At 65.0% G+C, this 16,368-nt stretch carries 18 protein-coding genes; 6 read left to right on the top strand and 12 right to left on the bottom strand.

Annotated elements, in window-relative coordinates:
* Window positions 1–10: 10 nt before the first annotated feature.
* The 4 genes from ACT4ML_RS17390 to dph2 all read right to left on the bottom strand — a co-directional run bounded on the left by ACT4ML_RS17390 (window position 11) and on the right by dph2 (window position 5,568).
* Window positions 11–2,002 carry an AAA family ATPase gene (locus ACT4ML_RS17390; protein ID WP_444722000.1) on the bottom strand — a complete coding sequence of 664 codons (1,992 nt, stop codon included), beginning with the start codon at window positions 2,000–2,002 and terminating at the stop codon, window positions 11–13.
* A gap of 70 nt (window positions 2,003–2,072) precedes the next feature.
* Entirely contained in the window at window positions 2,073–2,906 is an 834-nt protein-coding gene (locus ACT4ML_RS17395) for an MBL fold metallo-hydrolase (RefSeq protein WP_444722001.1), read from the bottom strand.
* Between the two features lie 136 nt (window positions 2,907–3,042).
* Window positions 3,043–4,260: a DUF7344 domain-containing protein gene (locus tag ACT4ML_RS17400; RefSeq protein WP_444722002.1), complete on the bottom strand. Its 1,218-nt coding sequence runs from the start codon at window positions 4,258–4,260 to the stop codon at window positions 3,043–3,045.
* A 258-nt stretch (window positions 4,261–4,518) separates the two neighbouring features.
* Complete coding sequence (gene dph2, locus ACT4ML_RS17405; protein ID WP_444722003.1) at window positions 4,519–5,568, bottom strand: diphthamide biosynthesis enzyme Dph2; 1,050 nt, start codon at window positions 5,566–5,568, stop codon at window positions 4,519–4,521.
* 290 nt (window positions 5,569–5,858) lie between these two features.
* Between dph2 and ACT4ML_RS17410 the strand changes: the two genes are divergently transcribed.
* Window positions 5,859–6,785 (top strand): DUF7139 domain-containing protein, encoded by a 927-nt coding sequence (locus ACT4ML_RS17410; RefSeq protein ID WP_444722004.1) that lies wholly within the window; start codon window positions 5,859–5,861, stop codon window positions 6,783–6,785.
* A 96-nt stretch (window positions 6,786–6,881) separates the two neighbouring features.
* Complete coding sequence (locus ACT4ML_RS17415) at window positions 6,882–7,913, top strand: hypothetical protein (RefSeq protein WP_444722005.1); 1,032 nt, start codon at window positions 6,882–6,884, stop codon at window positions 7,911–7,913.
* 111 nt (window positions 7,914–8,024) lie between these two features.
* Here the strand turns inward: ACT4ML_RS17415 and ACT4ML_RS17420 are convergent, their stop codons facing one another.
* Entirely contained in the window at window positions 8,025–8,195 is a 171-nt protein-coding gene (locus tag ACT4ML_RS17420) for a zinc finger domain-containing protein (protein ID WP_006430077.1), read from the bottom strand.
* A 169-nt stretch (window positions 8,196–8,364) separates the two neighbouring features.
* Here ACT4ML_RS17420 and ACT4ML_RS17425 point away from each other — a divergent pair, with 169 nt between their 5' ends.
* Window positions 8,365–8,760: a hypothetical protein gene (locus tag ACT4ML_RS17425; protein ID WP_444722006.1), complete on the top strand. Its 396-nt coding sequence runs from the start codon at window positions 8,365–8,367 to the stop codon at window positions 8,758–8,760.
* A gap of 1 nt (window position 8,761) precedes the next feature.
* Window positions 8,762–9,397 (top strand): METTL5 family protein, encoded by a 636-nt coding sequence (locus ACT4ML_RS17430; protein ID WP_444722007.1) that lies wholly within the window; start codon window positions 8,762–8,764, stop codon window positions 9,395–9,397.
* Between the two features lie 4 nt (window positions 9,398–9,401).
* Here the strand turns inward: ACT4ML_RS17430 and ACT4ML_RS17435 are convergent, their stop codons facing one another.
* Window positions 9,402–9,929, bottom strand: coding sequence for a hypothetical protein (locus tag ACT4ML_RS17435; protein WP_444722008.1), 528 nt, complete (start codon window positions 9,927–9,929; stop codon window positions 9,402–9,404).
* A gap of 63 nt (window positions 9,930–9,992) precedes the next feature.
* Window positions 9,993–11,840 carry a rhomboid family intramembrane serine protease gene (locus ACT4ML_RS17440; protein ID WP_444722009.1) on the bottom strand — a complete coding sequence of 616 codons (1,848 nt, stop codon included), beginning with the start codon at window positions 11,838–11,840 and terminating at the stop codon, window positions 9,993–9,995.
* 102 nt (window positions 11,841–11,942) lie between these two features.
* On the opposite strand from ACT4ML_RS17440, the gene ACT4ML_RS17445 reads away from it, so the two are divergent.
* Window positions 11,943–12,227, top strand: a complete 285-nt coding sequence (locus ACT4ML_RS17445) for a DNA-directed RNA polymerase subunit L (RefSeq protein ID WP_444722010.1) — start codon at window positions 11,943–11,945, stop codon at window positions 12,225–12,227.
* A gap of 117 nt (window positions 12,228–12,344) precedes the next feature.
* On the opposite strand, the gene ACT4ML_RS17450 is transcribed toward ACT4ML_RS17445, so the two are convergent.
* The 3 genes from ACT4ML_RS17450 to hisF form a co-directional block, all read right to left on the bottom strand.
* Window positions 12,345–13,223 (bottom strand): hypothetical protein, encoded by an 879-nt coding sequence (locus tag ACT4ML_RS17450; protein ID WP_444722011.1) that lies wholly within the window; start codon window positions 13,221–13,223, stop codon window positions 12,345–12,347.
* Window positions 13,224–13,362: 139 nt separating this feature from the next.
* Window positions 13,363–14,187 (bottom strand): hypothetical protein, encoded by an 825-nt coding sequence (locus tag ACT4ML_RS17455; protein WP_444722012.1) that lies wholly within the window; start codon window positions 14,185–14,187, stop codon window positions 13,363–13,365.
* Between the two features lie 86 nt (window positions 14,188–14,273).
* On the bottom strand, window positions 14,274–15,089 hold the full coding sequence (gene hisF / locus ACT4ML_RS17460; RefSeq protein ID WP_444722013.1) for an imidazole glycerol phosphate synthase subunit HisF: 816 nt from the start codon (window positions 15,087–15,089) through the stop codon (window positions 14,274–14,276).
* A 140-nt stretch (window positions 15,090–15,229) separates the two neighbouring features.
* On the opposite strand from hisF, the gene ACT4ML_RS17465 reads away from it, so the two are divergent.
* On the top strand, window positions 15,230–15,418 hold the full coding sequence (locus ACT4ML_RS17465; RefSeq protein ID WP_444722014.1) for a DUF7550 family protein: 189 nt from the start codon (window positions 15,230–15,232) through the stop codon (window positions 15,416–15,418).
* A 1-nt stretch (window position 15,419) separates the two neighbouring features.
* Here ACT4ML_RS17465 and ACT4ML_RS17470 read toward each other — a convergent pair whose 3' ends face one another.
* Together ACT4ML_RS17470 and ACT4ML_RS17475 are read right to left on the bottom strand one after the other, a co-directional pair.
* Window positions 15,420–15,650 carry a ribbon-helix-helix domain-containing protein gene (locus ACT4ML_RS17470; protein ID WP_006180851.1) on the bottom strand — a complete coding sequence of 77 codons (231 nt, stop codon included), beginning with the start codon at window positions 15,648–15,650 and terminating at the stop codon, window positions 15,420–15,422.
* A gap of 155 nt (window positions 15,651–15,805) precedes the next feature.
* Window positions 15,806–16,105 (bottom strand): hypothetical protein, encoded by a 300-nt coding sequence (locus tag ACT4ML_RS17475; RefSeq protein ID WP_138245282.1) that lies wholly within the window; start codon window positions 16,103–16,105, stop codon window positions 15,806–15,808.
* Between the last annotated feature and the right edge of the window lie 263 nt (window positions 16,106–16,368).

Below are 16,368 nucleotides of genomic sequence, written 5' to 3' on the forward strand. Positions count from 1 at the left end.
GCGAACCGAGTCAGTCCGAGAACATCGAGCCGAGCTGGTCGCGCCACTCCTGAATATCGGTCACGTCTTCTCGCACGGCCTCGAGTTCGTCTTCGACCGTCTCGAGCTCGTCTTCGACAGTCTCGACCTCTTCCTCGACGGATTCGACGTCTTCCCCGACGCGTTCGAGATCGTTCTCGACCGTGTCGACGGTGTCCTCGACGGCGTCGAGGTCGTCCGCAACCGTTTCGACGTCGTCGTCGACCGAGTCGATATCGTCGGCGAGTTCGCCGACATCCGATTCGAGTTCGTCGACGTCGTCGCCGACCGCACGCAGATCGGTCTCGAGGTCGCCGTTCCAGTCGGTGAGGTCGGCGACGTCGCCTTCGATATCGTCGACCGTGGTCTCGGTCCCCTCGAGTCGGTCGTCCATCGACGCGAGGTCGTCCTCGAGGGCGTCGATATCGGTCTGGAGCTCCTCGATGAGTTGCGCGCCGGTGCCGTTCTCCTCGAGGAACGTCTCGAGGGCATCCGTGTAGGCCGCGACCTCCTCGACGCGGCTCTGGAGGTGCTCGACTTTGGCGATGTCCGGACCCGAAGTCTCGAGGTCGAGTTCCGCCTGAATGGTCTCGAGATCGTCGTCGTCGACCGTTCCGTCGCGGATTTCGGTCGCGAGACGGGCGGCGATCGATCCGCCGAAATCGGGATCGGGATTCGGTGCCGCAGCGGCCGCCGCGTCCTCGTCGACCGAGGGTTCGGACTCGGTGTCGGCCGTCGCCTCGAGCGATTCGTCCGTCGTCGCATCCGTGTCGGCTTCGGTAGCCGCGGACTCGGCGTCGGTTTCGGCGTCGCCGTCGGCCGCGTCCGGTTCGTCGTCGAGGACGGCCTCCTCGTCGACGGCCTCGTCTTCCTCGAGCGCGGACTCGTCCGCTTCGTCTGCCGCCGCGTCGTCCGTGTCGTCGGGTGTGGTCTCGTCGGCCTCGTCGGAATCCGACTCGGTTTCGGCGACCGGTTCGGTCGACTCGGGGTCGTCCGTCGCGTCGGTCGATCCCTCGTCGTCCGGTTCCGCCGTAGCCGTCTCGAGGTCGTCGACGGCGTCCGGTTCCGCGGTCGATTCGTCGGCCGCGTCCTCATCGGCGGCAGCGGCCGCCTCCTCGAGATCGAGTTCGATTTCGGGCTCGTCGGCGGCGTCGGGTTCGTCGGCCGTCTCGTCCGAGGGCGTGTCGTCGGACTCGTCGGTTTCAGTCCCGAGATCGAGTTCGACGGACTCGTCGGCGTCGCCGTCGTCAGTGTCGTCCTCCGGTTCCGGAATCTCTTCCTCTTCGAATCCGAGATCGATATCCGGCGTGTCCGCCGCGTCGCCGTCGTCCGCATCCGTCTCGACATCGACCGGGTCCGGATCGACATCGCCGAGATCGAGGTCGAGGCCGTCCGATTCGTCCGCCGTCTCGTCGGTGGATTCCCCGTCGGTCCCCGCGGCCGTGGTACCGCTCGCGTCCGTCGCCGAATCGGCGTCGTCCTCGTCGTCCTCGAGCCCGGGGACGGTGTCCGATTCGCCGGAGATCATGTCCTTGACGGCCTGATTCCGGTCCTCGGAGACGATGTTACCGATGACCTCGTCGTCGACCTCGTCGGCGTCCGCCGCGCCGTCGTCGGTCGCGTTGCGTTCGACGATCGTCGGCTCGGAGAGGAACGCCGCGGCCCGGCTCTCGTCGTCGATCTGGATCCCGTAGACCGTCTCGAGTCGGTCGCCGGGCTCGAGCGTCGCGGTGAACTCGACGTGGTTGTCCTGAAACGCCGTCCAGTCGTCGCTGTGATAGTCCGGATGGAACCCCACCTTGTCCATCGGGAACGATTCGGGGATCTCCTCTGAAAGCTGAAACGTGACCGGCTCGTCGCGATCGGACTCGATCTGGAATCGGATCGCGGGGACGGGAAACTCGTCCGCTGCGAACGTCTTTCGGACGGCTATCCCGTCTGAACTGACCTCTATCACGTCGTCCGTGTCGGCGGTGCTACTCATATGGAACCAACGTTACCATACCATTACTATAAATTGTGCGGACGGACTCATATCTGTCTGTAGATAGGTTCTACAGATCGACGCGATCGCCGATCTCGCGGATCTCGAGTCGGCGCGGATACTCGAAGCTGTTCGCGTGGTGGTGAAGCGCCGTCGGATCGGCGGTGAGCCCCTTCCACATGTCCCAGTGGCTCGGCAGGAGTCGCTCGCACTCGAGGGCCGCGGCGCACTCGACGATCTGGTTCTCGTCGTTGTACCAGCGAGTCCGCTTCGGTTCACGGGTCTGTTTGTCGGGGATCTGCCCGACGGTTCCGAACGCGAGCGCTGCGAGATCGATCTCGAACTCGTCGCCGATCCGCTCGAACTCGTCGCACGGCTTCGTATCGCCGCCGTGGAAGAAGGTTCCGGCGTCGTGCTCGAGCACGTAGCTCACGGGGTGGGTCGCGTCGGAATCGTTCGCCGCCTCGACGTGGACCGTGAACTCGCCGACCTCGAGCGTCTCGCCCTCGGTGACTTCGGTCAGTTGGTCGTCAGTTACGTCCCACTCGTCGGTCCAGTTCTCGTCCTCGCGGGCGACCGCGAGGCTATCGTCGGGCGCGTAGAAGGTCGCGCCCGTGTTCGCGAGAATCGGTGCCTGACTCGGGCCGTGAACGTGGTCGGTGTGTTCGTGGGTCGCGAGCACGGCGTCGGCCGCCTCGACGTCGTCCGGATCGAACGGCACGGGAATCATGCGAATCGTCCGGGGCGGGCTCCCGAGTCCGACGTACGGATCGATGAAAATCGTCGTTCCCTCGCGGCCTTTGACGATAAAGCCGTTACAGCCGAGATACCAGACCGCGACCCCGTCCGGATCGGCGTCCTCGACGTCGCGAACGAGCCAGTCTCCCCAGTCGCTTTGGGTCATACTCGAGGGTGCGAGGACCGACTGGGTAAATGTTGTCGTCTCTGTTGACGGGTCGACGTGCCGATGCGTGTCGCGAAACGAGAGTCAGTCCGAGAGAAGAGCGACCGGCGCTGTGAGCGGACGTGTGGCCACGGTATTATAGCGGGAACTGCGAGCGGCGATCCGCGCTCTGGGCGTCGGGGCCGTCGAGCCGCGAGCCGAGCATCTGGCGCATGAGGACGACGAGCCCGTTGTGTGGTCCCTCGCCCAAAATCGCGGTCTCGGCGTACTCGCCGTCGCCCGGCAGCGGCTGCCCGAGCGTCCCCAGCATGACCGCATCGCGGTCAGCGAACACCAGTCGGCCGACCGACTCGCCCTCGGGCGGCAGGTTAAGCCAGTCGAGTTGGGGCTCCCAGAGGACGACCTCGGGCACGCGCTCGCGGACGAGATCGCGGACACGCGGGTCGCGCGAGCCGAGATAGACGTCGACGCCGCGATCGACCGCGTCCTCGATCCGGCGGAAACAGCCTTCCTCGAGCAGCCCCGTCGTCGTGAACATCAGGAAGAGTTCGTCCTCCGCTCGCTCGCAGAGGGACTGGCCGGTCGCGATGATCGTGTCCCGGCCGTCGAGCGTGCGGACATCCGTCCCGGCCGTGCTGTCCGCGACTGCGTCGGTGCCGGCATCGCCGGTCGTCGCCGGCGCGCCGTCAGCGGGCTGGATCCACTCGGCGCGGACGGCGGGGTGGCCCTCGTAGGAGACGCGGTCCGCGTCGTCATCGTAGCCGACGAGCGTGGCGTCGCTCAACAGCGGCAGGTGAACGTGGACGAGGGAGGCCAGTACCTCGTCGACGCGTTCCCCCGAGACCTCGCGCTCGGTCACGTCGTCTTCGCGCGCCGCGACATCGCGGGCGAGCGTCTCGGTCGCGATCGGGTGATACTGATCGCTGAGGACGGCGAGGACGGTCCGCCGGCGGCTATCGGCGAGCGCCTCGAAGACGGCGTCGAGTTCCTCAGCGTCGTCGGTCCGGTGACCCGAGACGGCCGCCTCGAATCCGGGCTCGTCGAACGCCCGGTGGTCGGCGGTCCGGATCAGGTCGCCGTCGGTCTCCTCGAGGAGGCCGGCGTCCGTCAAGCGGGGCACCAGTCGGTGGTGGAGGTCGACGAGCGCTCGCTGGTGGTCGTCGTCGGTGACCGACGCGAGCTGTTTATCCGATGTTACCGCCGCGAGCCGGAACGCAAGATCGTCTTTCTCGATCCCCTGCGGCGATCGTTCGTGGACGAGACGGAGGACGGTTCGGCGGCGGGCGTCGGCGAGGGCGGCGAAATAGTCGTCGCGGGCGGCGACCGCGGATCCGCTCGGATCTGAGTTACTCATCAACTACTGGTCGGGGACTAGCGTCCAAAAGAACTGCTCCAAACCACTTTGGAATCAGTGTAGTATTACCCTTCTTTAGAGCGATATTCAACTATATATACTAATTTTCCGATGATCGTAGTGTCCTATTTCGATCCGTCTGTCGAATATACAACCGAGTCCGAGACTTCTCGACCAGTGACGCTCATCGGTTCCGGAACGAATTCGATCGGTCGAAAACGAGGAAATCGGCGCGTGATCAACCAGCGGTTCCGCCACCTACCACGTCCCGTGGAACGTATCGAACGAGAGACTGTCGAGCGGCTCGTCGCCGACGGCGATCCGGTACTCGCCGGGCGTGAGCATCGGCTTGTGGAACTGCGGCCCGTCGTCGGTCGTGATCCGCGGGCAGCCGGTGTTGACGAACGCGTCCATATCGAAGTTTCGCAGGCGGTCCGGCGTCACTTCGTCCATCGTGATGAGGTAGGCGTTATCGTTGTCCTCGAGGATCTCTTGGGCCATTTCCCAGCGGCCCTGCCCGATCTTGGTACAGAAGATGACGCCCCACTTCTCGGCGTCCATCGCGCGGTGGATGGCACCGTAGCGCTGTTTCATGAACTTGTCCGTGTCCGCGACGGTGACGACGTTGTTGACCGGGTCCGCGATGACGACGTGCTTGTCGGGGTGTTCCATCGCCAGCCCGAGCGGATGGAACTTCCCGCCGCCGACGTAGAGCACCTGATCCGCGGGCACGTCCGCGCTCGCGTAGTTGCAGCCGAGCACCTGTCCCTCGTGGGTCAGTCGCTCGTCGCCGCGGCGGCTCTGGACCTCGTAGCCCCGCTCCTCTAAGAACGCCTTCATCTCGTCGTAGCGGTTCATGTGCTGGGCCGTGGTGACGAGCCCGACGCCCTCCGTCTCTTCCGGCGGCTCGAGGGTCTCGAGGGACTCTTCCATGATCGGCTCGACCTCGACGTTCGAGAACAGCGGCACGTAGATCACCTTGTCCGTGTCCTTCATCGGCGAGTGGCCGAAGTGAACGAACACGTCGGTGCGTTTCATCAGATAGGTATCGAGATCGCAGGCACCGTAGCAGGGCTGTCCCGAGAGCATGAACGTCACGTCGTCGTCGGCCAGCGCCCGGAGGTCGTCCGCGACGGCCGGTCCGCGGCGCTTTAACCCTTCGGGGAACTGCAGTCCGACTTTCGTCGCGTCCCGCTCCTCGATCGCGTCGACGATCGTCTCGAGTTCGTAATCCCACTCGCGATCGTGTTTCAACTGCATTCCGGTGTTCCGGAGGTCCCCCTCGGTGTATTCCGACTCCTGACTCATTGACCGTTCTAACGACCACGGACGTATATACTGCACGCTGTCTCGAGACGCCCGATTTCCCGTCGTCCTCGAAACGGCGGTCGTCTTCGAGCGAGCGTCGGCCGTGGCGTTCGCGGCGAGGCCGCGCAGTCGGCCAGCAGGTCTCGTCCCGAGCGCGTCGACGCAGTCGACGGACGGTCTCGAGGCGGGCCGCTTTCGCAATCGGAACCGGTCACGCCGGTCGCGACGATCGGTCCCCGGTTCGTTTCCCGTCCCAACAGTCATAGTACTGGAGTGTAAACGAGGTGCTAATGGCAGCGGAACAGGCCGCAGACGGCTATCTCTTCGACCTCTATCGTCGATACATCGGTGAACCGGAGGACCGGACCGACGTCTACGTCGGGTTCGGACTCTTTCTGGGCGGGATCGGACTGGCAATCATCGGGCTCTTGCTCTTTCTGTGGGGCAATACGTTCGAGGCGCGATCCGGGGGCTACTTCGCGTGGGTCGGTCCCGCGTACGCGCTCGCGATGATGGCACTACCCGTGACGATGCTCGGGATCGTCGTGCTCCTTCCCTCGGAACGGCGAATGCTGTACACGTCGATCGCCGGCGTCGCCGTCACGATCGGTGCGATCGTCGGCTTCCTCGTCGCCTATCCGGACAACTGGAACGGCTACGGCAACGACTACACCGTCGAAGTCATCGCGACCTACGCCGTCGGACTCGCCGGCATCACCGCCTCGACGGGCGCGGCGCTCATCGCTCACTACCTCGACATGGCCCAGCAGGCCGATGTCGTCGCGACCGAGGCGGACGACGCCGACGACGATCCCGAACTCACCGACGAGGAGATTCAACAGGACATCGACGACGCGATGGACGGCGTCGAACTCTCGTGGGGCGGCGTCGAGAAGACCGAGCACAAACGCCTGAACTTCTCGAGCGACGATCTCGACGACGTCAGCATCGACACCGACGCCGGGACCACGACGACCCGCTCGTCGGGGGTCGACGCACAGGTCAACGGTCTCAAGGGGCTGAAAGGCGGCGAAACGAAGGAGACGACCTCGCAATCGACGGTCGACGACCAGACGGCGAAGCTCAAAGAGCTGCGCGAACAGCAGCGCGCGGAAGAGTTGGCGACGGCCGACGACGACGGCGGTGCCGTCGACACCGTGACGAAACCGTTTTCGGGGCTGCTCGAACGGTTCCGTGACCTCGTAAAAAGGAATTAAAATACGGGGGGAGAAAGTAATAGCCGATTGTGCCGTAGTATCAGTTCCGAAAGTGGCGCACATAGATTTATAATCCGTCGGTGGCCTTGCCCACACATGGCCAAAGGCCTGGACGTTGGAACGATGAACATCCTGTCAGCACAACAGGATGGGAACGATACGGTTTTCGTGCAACAGCGTAACTCATTCGTCGAGATCGAGTACTCGGATATGGCCGAGCAGATGCTCTCGCGAAGCGAAGTGCTCCACATTCGGAAGGACGACAAGGTCTACGTCGTCGGCGACGACGCCCTGAACTTCGCGAACATCTTCAACAAGGAGACCCGCCGCCCGATGAAACACGGGATCCTCTCGAACGACGAGCAGAGCGCGATCCCGATGATGAAGCTCATCATCGAGCAGGTCGTCGGCGAGCCCGCCTATCCCGACGAGAAGCTCTACTTCTCGTCCCCGGCGGATCCGATCGACTCGGATCTCTCGACGCTGTACCACCAGAAGACGATCGAGTCGTTCCTCGACGACATGGGATACGACTCCGAACCGATCAACGAGGGGATGTCCGTCATCTACAGCGAACTCGCGGACAACAACTTCACCGGACTGGGGATCAGTTTCGGTGCCGGGATGACGAACGTCTGTCTCTCCTACTACGCGGTCCCCGTCATGAAGTTCTCCGTCGCCCGCGGTGGCGACTGGGTCGACGAGCAGGCCGCCCGCGCGACGGGTACGCCCGTCGACAAGGTCACCTCGATCAAGGAGGACGACTTCGAACTCGACTTCACGACCGACGTCGGCGGCGTCGAAGGCGCGCTCTCGATCTATTACGAGAACCTGCTGGACTACGTCATCGAGAACATCGTCAAAGAGGTCGACGAGGAAGACGTCGAAGAGGGTCTGGACGTGCCCGTCGTCGTCACCGGCGGCACCTCGAGCCCCAGCGGCTTCGAGGCGCTGTTCCGTGACCACCTCGAGGACGCGAACATTCCGTTCTCGATCAGCGGCGTAACCCACGCGAACGAACCGCTCTACAGCGTCGCACGCGGTGGCCTCGTCGCGGCCCGCTCCGACGAGGATGTCGACCACGACGCCGAGGACGACGAAGCGGAAGCGGCGGCCGCAAACGAGTAATCCGTCGGCGGTGCGGTTTGCGTTCTTTTGCCACTCACGTCTCGACGAGTGACGACTCGAGTCACGGATCGACTCGAATCGACCGCCGTGGCTCGAGCCGTCGCGGCCGGCTCACTCCTTGTAAAAACGGTTGAACGCGTCTCGCCAGGATTCCGGTTCCTCGCCGGCGGGCAGATGTTCGACGGGCACGTCGGCGTACCCACAGCGGGAACACGTCACCGTCGACACGTCACCGAGCGAGAGTTCTTCGATGGCTCCCCCACACCGTGGACACTCGTCCATACCTGTAACTTTCCCGGGGCATCCTTAACTCTATTCGAAACTGTCGCGAAACCAGGACGTTCCCGATCGGTGGATCGGCCGCCTCTCGCGGCGGCGCCATATCGGCTCGAGTGTATTACTACTGCGTATTCACCAACCTTTTTGTATGCAATCCATGTATGCACTGGCAATGAGTACGACGTCATCCCATGCCCGCGCGATCGACCGCTGTCAGCCCGCAGACGCCACCCCCGTCGCCCTCGAGGCCGACGCGCTCGAGTCGACGTCGCCGGAGTACCTCCGCGATTTCAAGGGCGAACTGACCGCGGAAGGGTTGGTCCCCGCCGAACTGACCGTCGAGGCCTGTTTCGACGAGGACTGCTCGCTGGCCACGCAGGAGGAAGTGGACCGCATCCGCGGCTACGTGCGCGCCGGTTCGTTCCTCGGTGTCGGGACGGTCACCGTCACCGTCGACGACATCGCCGACCCCGAGAAAGTCCGCCCCGCGCTGGCGGCCTGTGCCGAACGGGCCGACCGCGAGGGACTCGCGTTCGAACTCGAGGGACCGATCGCCGTCGACGCGTGAGATGGCCGGCCTCGCTCGGCGCACGCTCGCTCGCCGACTCGAGTCGGTCGCCGACTTCTCCGATCCCAGCGCCGGCTTGGAGCAGTATCTGACGCCGGCGGAACTCGCCGCACACCTCTGTCATCTAGCCGGATTGCAGGACGACCTCGAGCGACGGGTCGTCGACTTGGGCACCGGGACCGGGATGCTCGCGATCGCGGCGTCGCTCGCCGGTGCCGAGCGAGTCGCGGGGATCGACGTGGACCCGGACGCGCTCGGGTTGGCTCGCCGGAACGAACGGACGGCTGGGGATGATGGCGTCCGCGGACGCGCGATCGAGTGGCTCCGCGGGGATGTCACTCGGCACCCGTTTTCGACGACCGATGCGACCGTCCTCTCGAACCCGCCGTTCGGTGCCCAACGGGGGAATCGACACGCCGATCGGGAGTTCCTCGAGACGGCGCGCGAGATCGCGTCGGTCTCGTACACGATCCACAACGAGGGGAGCCAAGAGTTCGTCGAGTCCTTCGCCGACGACGCGGGCGGCGACGTGACCCACGCGTTCCGGGCCGAGTTTCCGATCGCGAAGCGATTCGAGTTCCACACCGAAGCCCGAGAAACGCTCGAGGCCGAGGTCTTCCGGATCGAGTGGGAGTAACGGGTCAGTTTCGGTCGGGACGGAGTGGAGGGCCGGAATTACCCCGAGTGCTGCCGACAACGCGTCTGACGCCGGTCCCCACGAGGAATCCGAGTACTGCGATCGGGAGGCCGATGACGAGTGCAGCGCCCGTTCCGTCGGCGATCGCCTCGGGTACCGAGACGATCTGGGTCACGTTTCCGACCGCGTATTCAGTGCCGTACCGCGCGAGTCCGACGCCGAACGGGACGCTGGCGACCAGCGCGAACGTCGGGACGAATCCGGCCTTGAGAGCGGCACTCAGCGCGGCGACGCCGACGAGCAGGCAGGCGGCACCGATGACCTCGTAATGGAGCGTGGCTCCGCGCCACGTTTCGACGGCCGCGTCGGCGACGCGATCGCTTCCGGCGGTCATCCCGACGCCTGCCGCGGTCGCGAGTGCGAATACGGCGGCGAGGATAACGGCGGCAAGGGAGACGGTCGGACGGCGGCCAACGAGTATCGTTCGAACTCTCGCGGCGAGCGGATGACGTGTCACTCGGCCTAATGACATAGACCTAACTAATCCGGAACGAAAGTAAAAAGTAACGGTGACCAACCGCGTTCTCACCGGACCTTAGCCGACCGCATCGTACGTCTCCTCGCTTGCAACCGCGACACGCGTTCCGTCGGCAGACGCGTAGACCGTCTCGTTGCGACGCTCGAAGGTGAGCCCGCCCGCAGTCGCCGTTTCGTTTTCCCCGGGAATCGGCGTCGTCGCGACGGCCGTTCCGCTCGAGTCGACCTCGAGGACGAACCCGCCGTCGGCGGAGTCGATCGTCACGTTCCGGCCGGCGATCGTCGCCTCCGCGCGGGACTCGTTGGACTCGTGTGCGAGCCGTCGATCCTCGCCGTCTTCCCACAGCCAGACCTGATAGACGGTCTCGTTGCCGACGGGCTCCCAGCCGGTGCGTTCGACGTGGACCGCCTCGCGCCAGCCGGGGCCGCCGACGGTGACCGTCTCCTCGCCGGTAAAGGAGAGCCGCTGGGCGCTGACCGCCTCGAGCCAGACGTTCCGTCGCTCGCTGGCGACGATCACCCCGCTCGACTCGAGGCCGTCGTCGCTCTCGAGGGCCTCGATGCCGATCCCGGAGACGAGCCCGTTCGGAACGCCCTCGACGTACTCGACGGTGTAGTCCTCGATCTGGACGGCGGCGTCCGAGGACGCGGTCGCGTCCTCGACGACGAGGAAACTGGCGGGGATCGCGACCCCGGCGAGCATCGCGAGGACGGCGACGACCGCGAGAAACGCGGCCCGTCTGCGTGTTAGGTCCGACAGCGCGCTCGAATCGGCGGCTTCGGTGGCTCGCGTTCGGGCCCCCGACGCGAGTTCGCGAACGCGCTCGAGTCGGGCGGTGACGGCTCCGTCGGCGGGACCGCCGGCGAGTTCGAACGACCGATCGATCGATGGTTGGACCCCGCCGTTCGACCGCGGATTCGCCCGCTCCGATCCGGCGAACAGCTCCTCGAGTCGCGCCGGGACGAGCGGCGTCTCGGAGGCGGTCATCGAGAGGGTGACCACCAGCGCGAGTATCGAGACGACGGCGACGCCGGGGCCCTGAAAGAGGATGTACGTGTTCTCGCCGCCGAACCAGTAGATCGCCCACAGTCGCTTCGAGAAGCCGAAGAGGAGGACGGCGAGCCAGAGTCGCAGCGGATTGGGACGGGTTCCACGGCGCTCGAGGAGCGCGATGCCGAGGACGAAGCCGATGAAAAGCCCGAGCGCGTGGCCCTGAATGGCGATGCCGGCCCACGAGGGTGCAGACGGCGGGCTCGGCTGTGCGGTGTAGACGTTGATCGGCTCCCGAAGCGCGTAATAGAGCCGCAAAAGCACGCTCTGGACGCCGAGCGTGCCGACGATCGTGACGATCGGATAGTGGACGACGGCGAAGCCGGCGAGCGCGAAGACGACGCCCGAGAAGCCGATCACGGGGCCGAGGGAGAAGAGACTGGTCGCCAGCCCGACGGCGACGACGGCCAGCGGAAAGAGCACGAACGCCCGCAGCCGCGGATTCGTCCGCCACGAGTCGGGCCGCTCCGGGTCCCGATCGTCCGGGTAGTGGCCCCACGCGAACTCGACGAGCGGTGCGACGACGACCGTCCCGGCCAGATTCCCGAGGAGATGGCTCAGCCCGGCGTGGGAGAACGCCGCCGTGGCCATCCCCAGCGGATAGAAGTACGACCAGCTGCGGTAGGGGATCGTCACCGGATCAGACACGTCCGTGATGCCGTCCTGGACGAAGAGATAGACACAGACCACGAACGCGATCACGATCAGCGACCCCCACGGGACCCCGTACACGAGCCGCGACTCGAGTACGTCACGCCAGCGTCGGGTCGGCCGGTGGACCCGTCTGACGACCGCGATCGACCCCACCAGCGCCGCGGCGACGACGACCGTCAGCAGGGCCGCAAGCGAGAGCATGTCCCGTGGTTCGAACGGCGGCGTATAGTGATTTGCCTTCGCGTGCGGTCCTCGAGCGGCGGCTTCGAAAGGTACAAGCAGCCGACGAACGGACTCCGTGACATGGAACTGCGGGTCACCGAGAGCACCGACGACGAACTCTCGATCGAAATCGCCGGCGAGGATCACACATTCATGAACGTGCTCAAGGGCGCGCTGCTCGAGCACGACGACGTGAGCGCAGCGACCTACGACGTCAACCCCGAACAGTCGGGCGGCCAGACCGAGCCCATCCTGACGATCAAGACCGAGGGCGGTGCCGATCCCCTCGAGTGTCTCGAGGAGGCCGCCGTCACCGTCCGCGAGAAGGCGAACTCCTTCCGGGACGCGTTCGAAGCGGCCGCGTAATTCGTCGATCGCAGGGCTCTCGAGTTCTCTCTGACTGTTCGATTCGGATCAGTTCTCGCGTCGAAGTGGTATCATCGTCGAACGGAGGGTAAAACGCACAGCCGTCGACTGGCGTGGTCAGCACGCCGCGTAGAAGGCATAGATATCCCCGTTCGGCGCGACGTGGACATCGACACCCTCGGCGTCGAAGCCGGTCCGAATGTCGTCGCCGTACCGCGAGAGCAACTCCGAAGCGATATCCTCGGCGAGTCCCGACTCGTCGGCGTAGTCGTCGACCGAGACATCCGTGACAACTGCCGGTGCTCCTTGTACCTCGGCCTCGCAACTGTGGTCGAACTCGTCGGCGCTCACTCCGTCCGGAGTTCTGTCCTCGAACTCGAGCACGACGAGCCTGCGGTTCTGGTACTCCGCGTAGGCTGCGAGCCCGTCGTCGTACGTTCGGCGTTCCGCCGACTCTCGTTCTTCCTCGAGCCGGTCGTGGACCGCTCGGTCCACGGCCTCGAGATCCATCCCGGAGGCCTCGGAGTGTTGCCCCGGCGCGTCGGGCGGCGACGGCGGGCCGATCCCCGGCAGGATCGTTGGTGAGACGATCCCCGTCGCGAACAGCGCGATGATCACGCCGATGATGACGAAGATCGGCAGGTAGGGCTTTGCGACCTCGAACCAGCTCGGGGTGTCCAGATCGCGTTCCAGCCCCTCGTAGGTCTGCTCGACCCGCTCGAGGTCGGGGTTGCCACAGCGAGAACAGGGCGGAGTGTTCCGGACGTGTTCCCGGCCGCAGTTGGTACAGGCCCAGACGTAGTCGGGCCCCGTTTCGACGGTCCCGGACGGGATCGGCTCCCGGTCGGCATCGGGAGCGCCGCCGCTCCTGGGCCCGGATTCGTGCTCCTCGTCGACGCGGACGACCGCCTTCTCGAACGAGTTATGGCCGCATTCGTCACAGGGCGGGTCGTTCTCCGCGTGCGGTTTGCCACACCGCGTACACCGCCAGTTCACTGATAGAAGAGCACGACCGCGGAGGCATAAGCGTATTGGACGGTCGAACGCGTCGGTCCACGCGTCGCCAGTCCGACTCGACAGTGCCGTTTCGGTCGGCAGTCCGCTCCCTCGGAGAGCGTTCGATCGAAACGCTCGGTTAGCACGTCGCGTAGAACACGTAGATCGAGCCGTCGACGACGTGGAGATCGATTCCCTCGCCGTCGTACCCGGATCCGGTAATGCCATCGCCCGAGCGCATGAGATCAACGACGCCGTCGGCGAGCGCCGCTTCGTCGTCGTAGTTCGCCGTCGATAGGGCGTACGGTAGCTGGCCCTCCTCGAGCGTGCCGTGACAGTCGATCCCGAAGTCCCTCAGCGATACCGCCTCGACCTTTGCGTCCTCGTACTCGATCGCTACGTACGCACGGTTGTGGTACTCTGCGTACGCTGCGAGGTCGTCGTCGTACGTCCGCGAGTCGGCGCGCTCGTCCTCGAGGCGATCGTGGATCAACTCCTCTGTCCGTTCGAGGTCGATCCCCGCCGCTTCGGTTCCGTCGCCGGGCGCATCGGGCGGGTCCGGCGTGAAAATACCGTTTATCATCGTCGGTGAAACGATCCCCGTCGCGAACAGCGCGCCGACTAGGACGACGACGGCGACCACTGGTAGGTACGGTTTGGCGACTCCCAGCCAGCCCGGCGCGTCGAGGTCCCGATCGACGTCGTCGTAGGTTTGTTCGGTCTTCTCGAGGTCGGGGCTGCCACAGCGCGAGCACGGTGGATTGTGCTTGACGTGGTCGCGGCCGCAGTCCGAACAGGTCCAGACGTAGCTCGTTCCGGTATCGATCGTGCCGGATGACGCAGACGACGACTCGGCGTGCCCCTCGCGGACGACGGCCTTCTCGAATGCGTTGTGGCCGCAGTCGTCACAGGGCGGATCGTCTTCCGCGTGTGGTTTCCCACACCACGTGCATCGCCACTCCATTACTGCCTGAAGGAAACCGGATACATATAAAAATAGTGAACTGTGTACGAAAGCGACGGATAGCGGTCGAATCGGCTGCTGTCGGCTCAGAGGCGAACGGGAACGTCGCGCTCGTCGAGGTACTCCTTCGTCTCCTCGATCGAGTACTCGTCGAAGTGGAAGATCGAGGCCGCGAGGCCGGCGTCAGCACCGGCGTCGGTAAATACGTCGTACATGTCCTCGGGGCCGCCACAGCCAGAGGAGGCGATGACCGGCGTGTCGACGGCGTCGCAGACGGCTTCCGTCAGGGGGAGGTCGTAGCCGTCTTTGGTGCCGTCCTTGTCGATCGAGTTGACGAAGAGTTCGCCCGCGCCGCGGGACTCGGCTTCGGCGGCCCACTCGAGGACGTCGATCCCGGTCCCCTCGCGGCCGCCCTTCTTCGTGCACTCGAACCAGCAGGACTCGCCGTCGATCTCGACGTAGTGTTCGCCCCCCTCGTCGAAGCGCCGTCTGGCGTCGACGCTGATGACGATACACTGGCTGCCGAAGGCGCGAGCCCCCTCGTTGATCAGTTCGGGCCGCTCGAGCGCGCCGGTGGTGATCGAGACCTTGTCAGCGCCGGCGCGCAGGGTTTCCTTGATGTCCTCGGTGGTGCGGATGCCGCCGCCGACCGTGAGGGGGATGAAGACCTCGTCGGCGACGCGCTCGACGACGTCGAGCATCGTCTCGCGGCCCTCCGCGGAGGCGGTGATGTCGAGGAAGACGAACTCGTCCGCGCCGGACTCGTTGTAGGCCTTGGCCATCTCGACCGGATCGCCGGTGTATTTCAGATCCTCGAAGTTGACGCCGGTGTAGACCGCCGGGTTCCCGTCCTCGTCGAGATCCACGTCGATACACGGGATGACTCGCTTGGTCAATACCATGTGGTAACTACCGCACAGTTCGCACTCGGGGTAGTAAAGGGGTCTGGATCGTGTTCGCGAGCCGAGACGACCCGACGTCGGCCCTCGAGTCGACGATCCGTGTAGGTGTTCTTAAGTGATCGAACCGAGAACGAGCACGTATGGCAGACGACACTGAAACCCCCGAGGGTGACGACACGGGAGCCGATGTCGGGCACGATCTCGACGCCGAGCGAACGACCGCACCGATGAGCGACTACTCGTCGCGGGCCGTCCTGACCGGATCGGTCGTCGCGCTGGTCGGCGCGGCGATCGCGTTCGGAATTCCGTTGCTCGCGGTCGGGATATAAGCTAGAAGACGTACTCGTCGTCGTGGCCCATCATGCCGTCGTCTTCGAAGCCGGTCCCGCCGGTTCCTGCTCCCTCCTCTTCGTCGGAGGGTCCACTGGTCTTGTAGGCCTTGATGCCCGTCGAAAGGAGGTCCTCGATCGCCTCCTCGCGGTTGACGAACTCGCCGCGTTCGACCATCTGGGCGATCTGCATCTCGAGGTGCTCCGGTATGGTGATCTCTACTTTCGGCATCTGATTCGGCTTTCGGCGAGGGGGTATTTAGGTTTGACGGGGGACTGACAGCGGCCGGAACGAAGCATGCACTCGTCGAACGGGTAGGCGGCTCGAGCGAGGCCGAAGCCGTCGCGGGAACCGTGTGCGGATGAGAAGTCGGCGACGCGGGTCGCTTAGCGGTTGCCCATCATCGAGTCGAACGCGTTCTTCAGCTTCGTCCCGGGCTGGGTCAGCGTGTCGAGTTGCTGGCGCATCTTGCGCTGGTTGAAGTAACTCGCGAACGCCAGGATAGTCGGCGGCCAGAGGCCGATGAACGCGCCGAGCTGGCGCTCCCCGCGCATGAAGAAGTAGTATAGCGAAAGGCCGACCGCTGCGGCCGACGCGATGAACGCAGGCCCCATCGCCTGTTCACCGACTTCTTCCGCTGCCTGTCCGGACATCTCTCGTTCCGTTATCTGTTGTCTGCTCGCCATGCACTGATTTCTCTCGGCGAGACTGTACTAAGGGATGGCGAGGGTTTCGCGAGAAACCCCCGAGTAGTGCCAACCAACGGACTGTTTCGATCAGTTTCGGACCCGTCCCTGTCGGGCCAATTCGGGGTTAGTCGAGGGCCGGCCGCGCGCTCATCGCAGCGGTTCGCATCGAGGGGCCGAATCGGCGTTCTTTTCGCCGGACCGACGCCGCGAGTGTCCGCGTCGAACGGCGACCGTCTGCGGAACCGGTCGAGAGTGGGGCC

This window comes from Natrinema sp. LN54 (assembly GCF_052439245.1).
Taxonomy (GTDB): Archaea; Halobacteriota; Halobacteria; order Halobacteriales; family Natrialbaceae; genus Natrinema; species Natrinema versiforme_A.

What these genes read in the sequence shown, in the direction of transcription:
- ACT4ML_RS17425 (WP_444722006.1), top strand. Translation starts at nt 8,365, where the DNA reads ATGAGTACGACGTCATCCCATGCCCGCGCGATCGACCGCTGTCAGCCC.
- ACT4ML_RS17475 (WP_138245282.1), bottom strand. Translation starts at nt 16,105, where the DNA reads ATGGCGAGCAGACAACAGATAACGGAACGAGAGATGTCCGGACAGGCA.
- ACT4ML_RS17435 (WP_444722008.1), bottom strand. Translation starts at nt 9,929, where the DNA reads ATGTCATTAGGCCGAGTGACACGTCATCCGCTCGCCGCGAGAGTTCGA.
- ACT4ML_RS17465 (WP_444722014.1), top strand. Translation starts at nt 15,230, where the DNA reads ATGGCAGACGACACTGAAACCCCCGAGGGTGACGACACGGGAGCCGAT.
- ACT4ML_RS17440 (WP_444722009.1), bottom strand. Translation starts at nt 11,840, where the DNA reads ATGCTCTCGCTTGCGGCCCTGCTGACGGTCGTCGTCGCCGCGGCGCTG.
- ACT4ML_RS17470 (WP_006180851.1), bottom strand. Translation starts at nt 15,650, where the DNA reads ATGCCGAAAGTAGAGATCACCATACCGGAGCACCTCGAGATGCAGATC.
- ACT4ML_RS17415 (WP_444722005.1), top strand. Translation starts at nt 6,882, where the DNA reads ATGGCCAAAGGCCTGGACGTTGGAACGATGAACATCCTGTCAGCACAA.
- ACT4ML_RS17395 (WP_444722001.1), bottom strand. Translation starts at nt 2,906, where the DNA reads ATGACCCAAAGCGACTGGGGAGACTGGCTCGTTCGCGACGTCGAGGAC.
- hisF (WP_444722013.1), bottom strand. Translation starts at nt 15,089, where the DNA reads ATGGTATTGACCAAGCGAGTCATCCCGTGTATCGACGTGGATCTCGAC.
- dph2 (WP_444722003.1), bottom strand. Translation starts at nt 5,568, where the DNA reads ATGAGTCAGGAGTCGGAATACACCGAGGGGGACCTCCGGAACACCGGA.
- ACT4ML_RS17400 (WP_444722002.1), bottom strand. Translation starts at nt 4,260, where the DNA reads ATGAGTAACTCAGATCCGAGCGGATCCGCGGTCGCCGCCCGCGACGAC.
- ACT4ML_RS17455 (WP_444722012.1), bottom strand. Translation starts at nt 14,187, where the DNA reads ATGGAGTGGCGATGCACGTGGTGTGGGAAACCACACGCGGAAGACGAT.
- ACT4ML_RS17390 (WP_444722000.1), bottom strand. Translation starts at nt 2,002, where the DNA reads ATGAGTAGCACCGCCGACACGGACGACGTGATAGAGGTCAGTTCAGAC.
- ACT4ML_RS17445 (WP_444722010.1), top strand. Translation starts at nt 11,943, where the DNA reads ATGGAACTGCGGGTCACCGAGAGCACCGACGACGAACTCTCGATCGAA.
- ACT4ML_RS17420 (WP_006430077.1), bottom strand. Translation starts at nt 8,195, where the DNA reads ATGGACGAGTGTCCACGGTGTGGGGGAGCCATCGAAGAACTCTCGCTC.
- ACT4ML_RS17430 (WP_444722007.1), top strand. Translation starts at nt 8,762, where the DNA reads ATGGCCGGCCTCGCTCGGCGCACGCTCGCTCGCCGACTCGAGTCGGTC.
- ACT4ML_RS17410 (WP_444722004.1), top strand. Translation starts at nt 5,859, where the DNA reads ATGGCAGCGGAACAGGCCGCAGACGGCTATCTCTTCGACCTCTATCGT.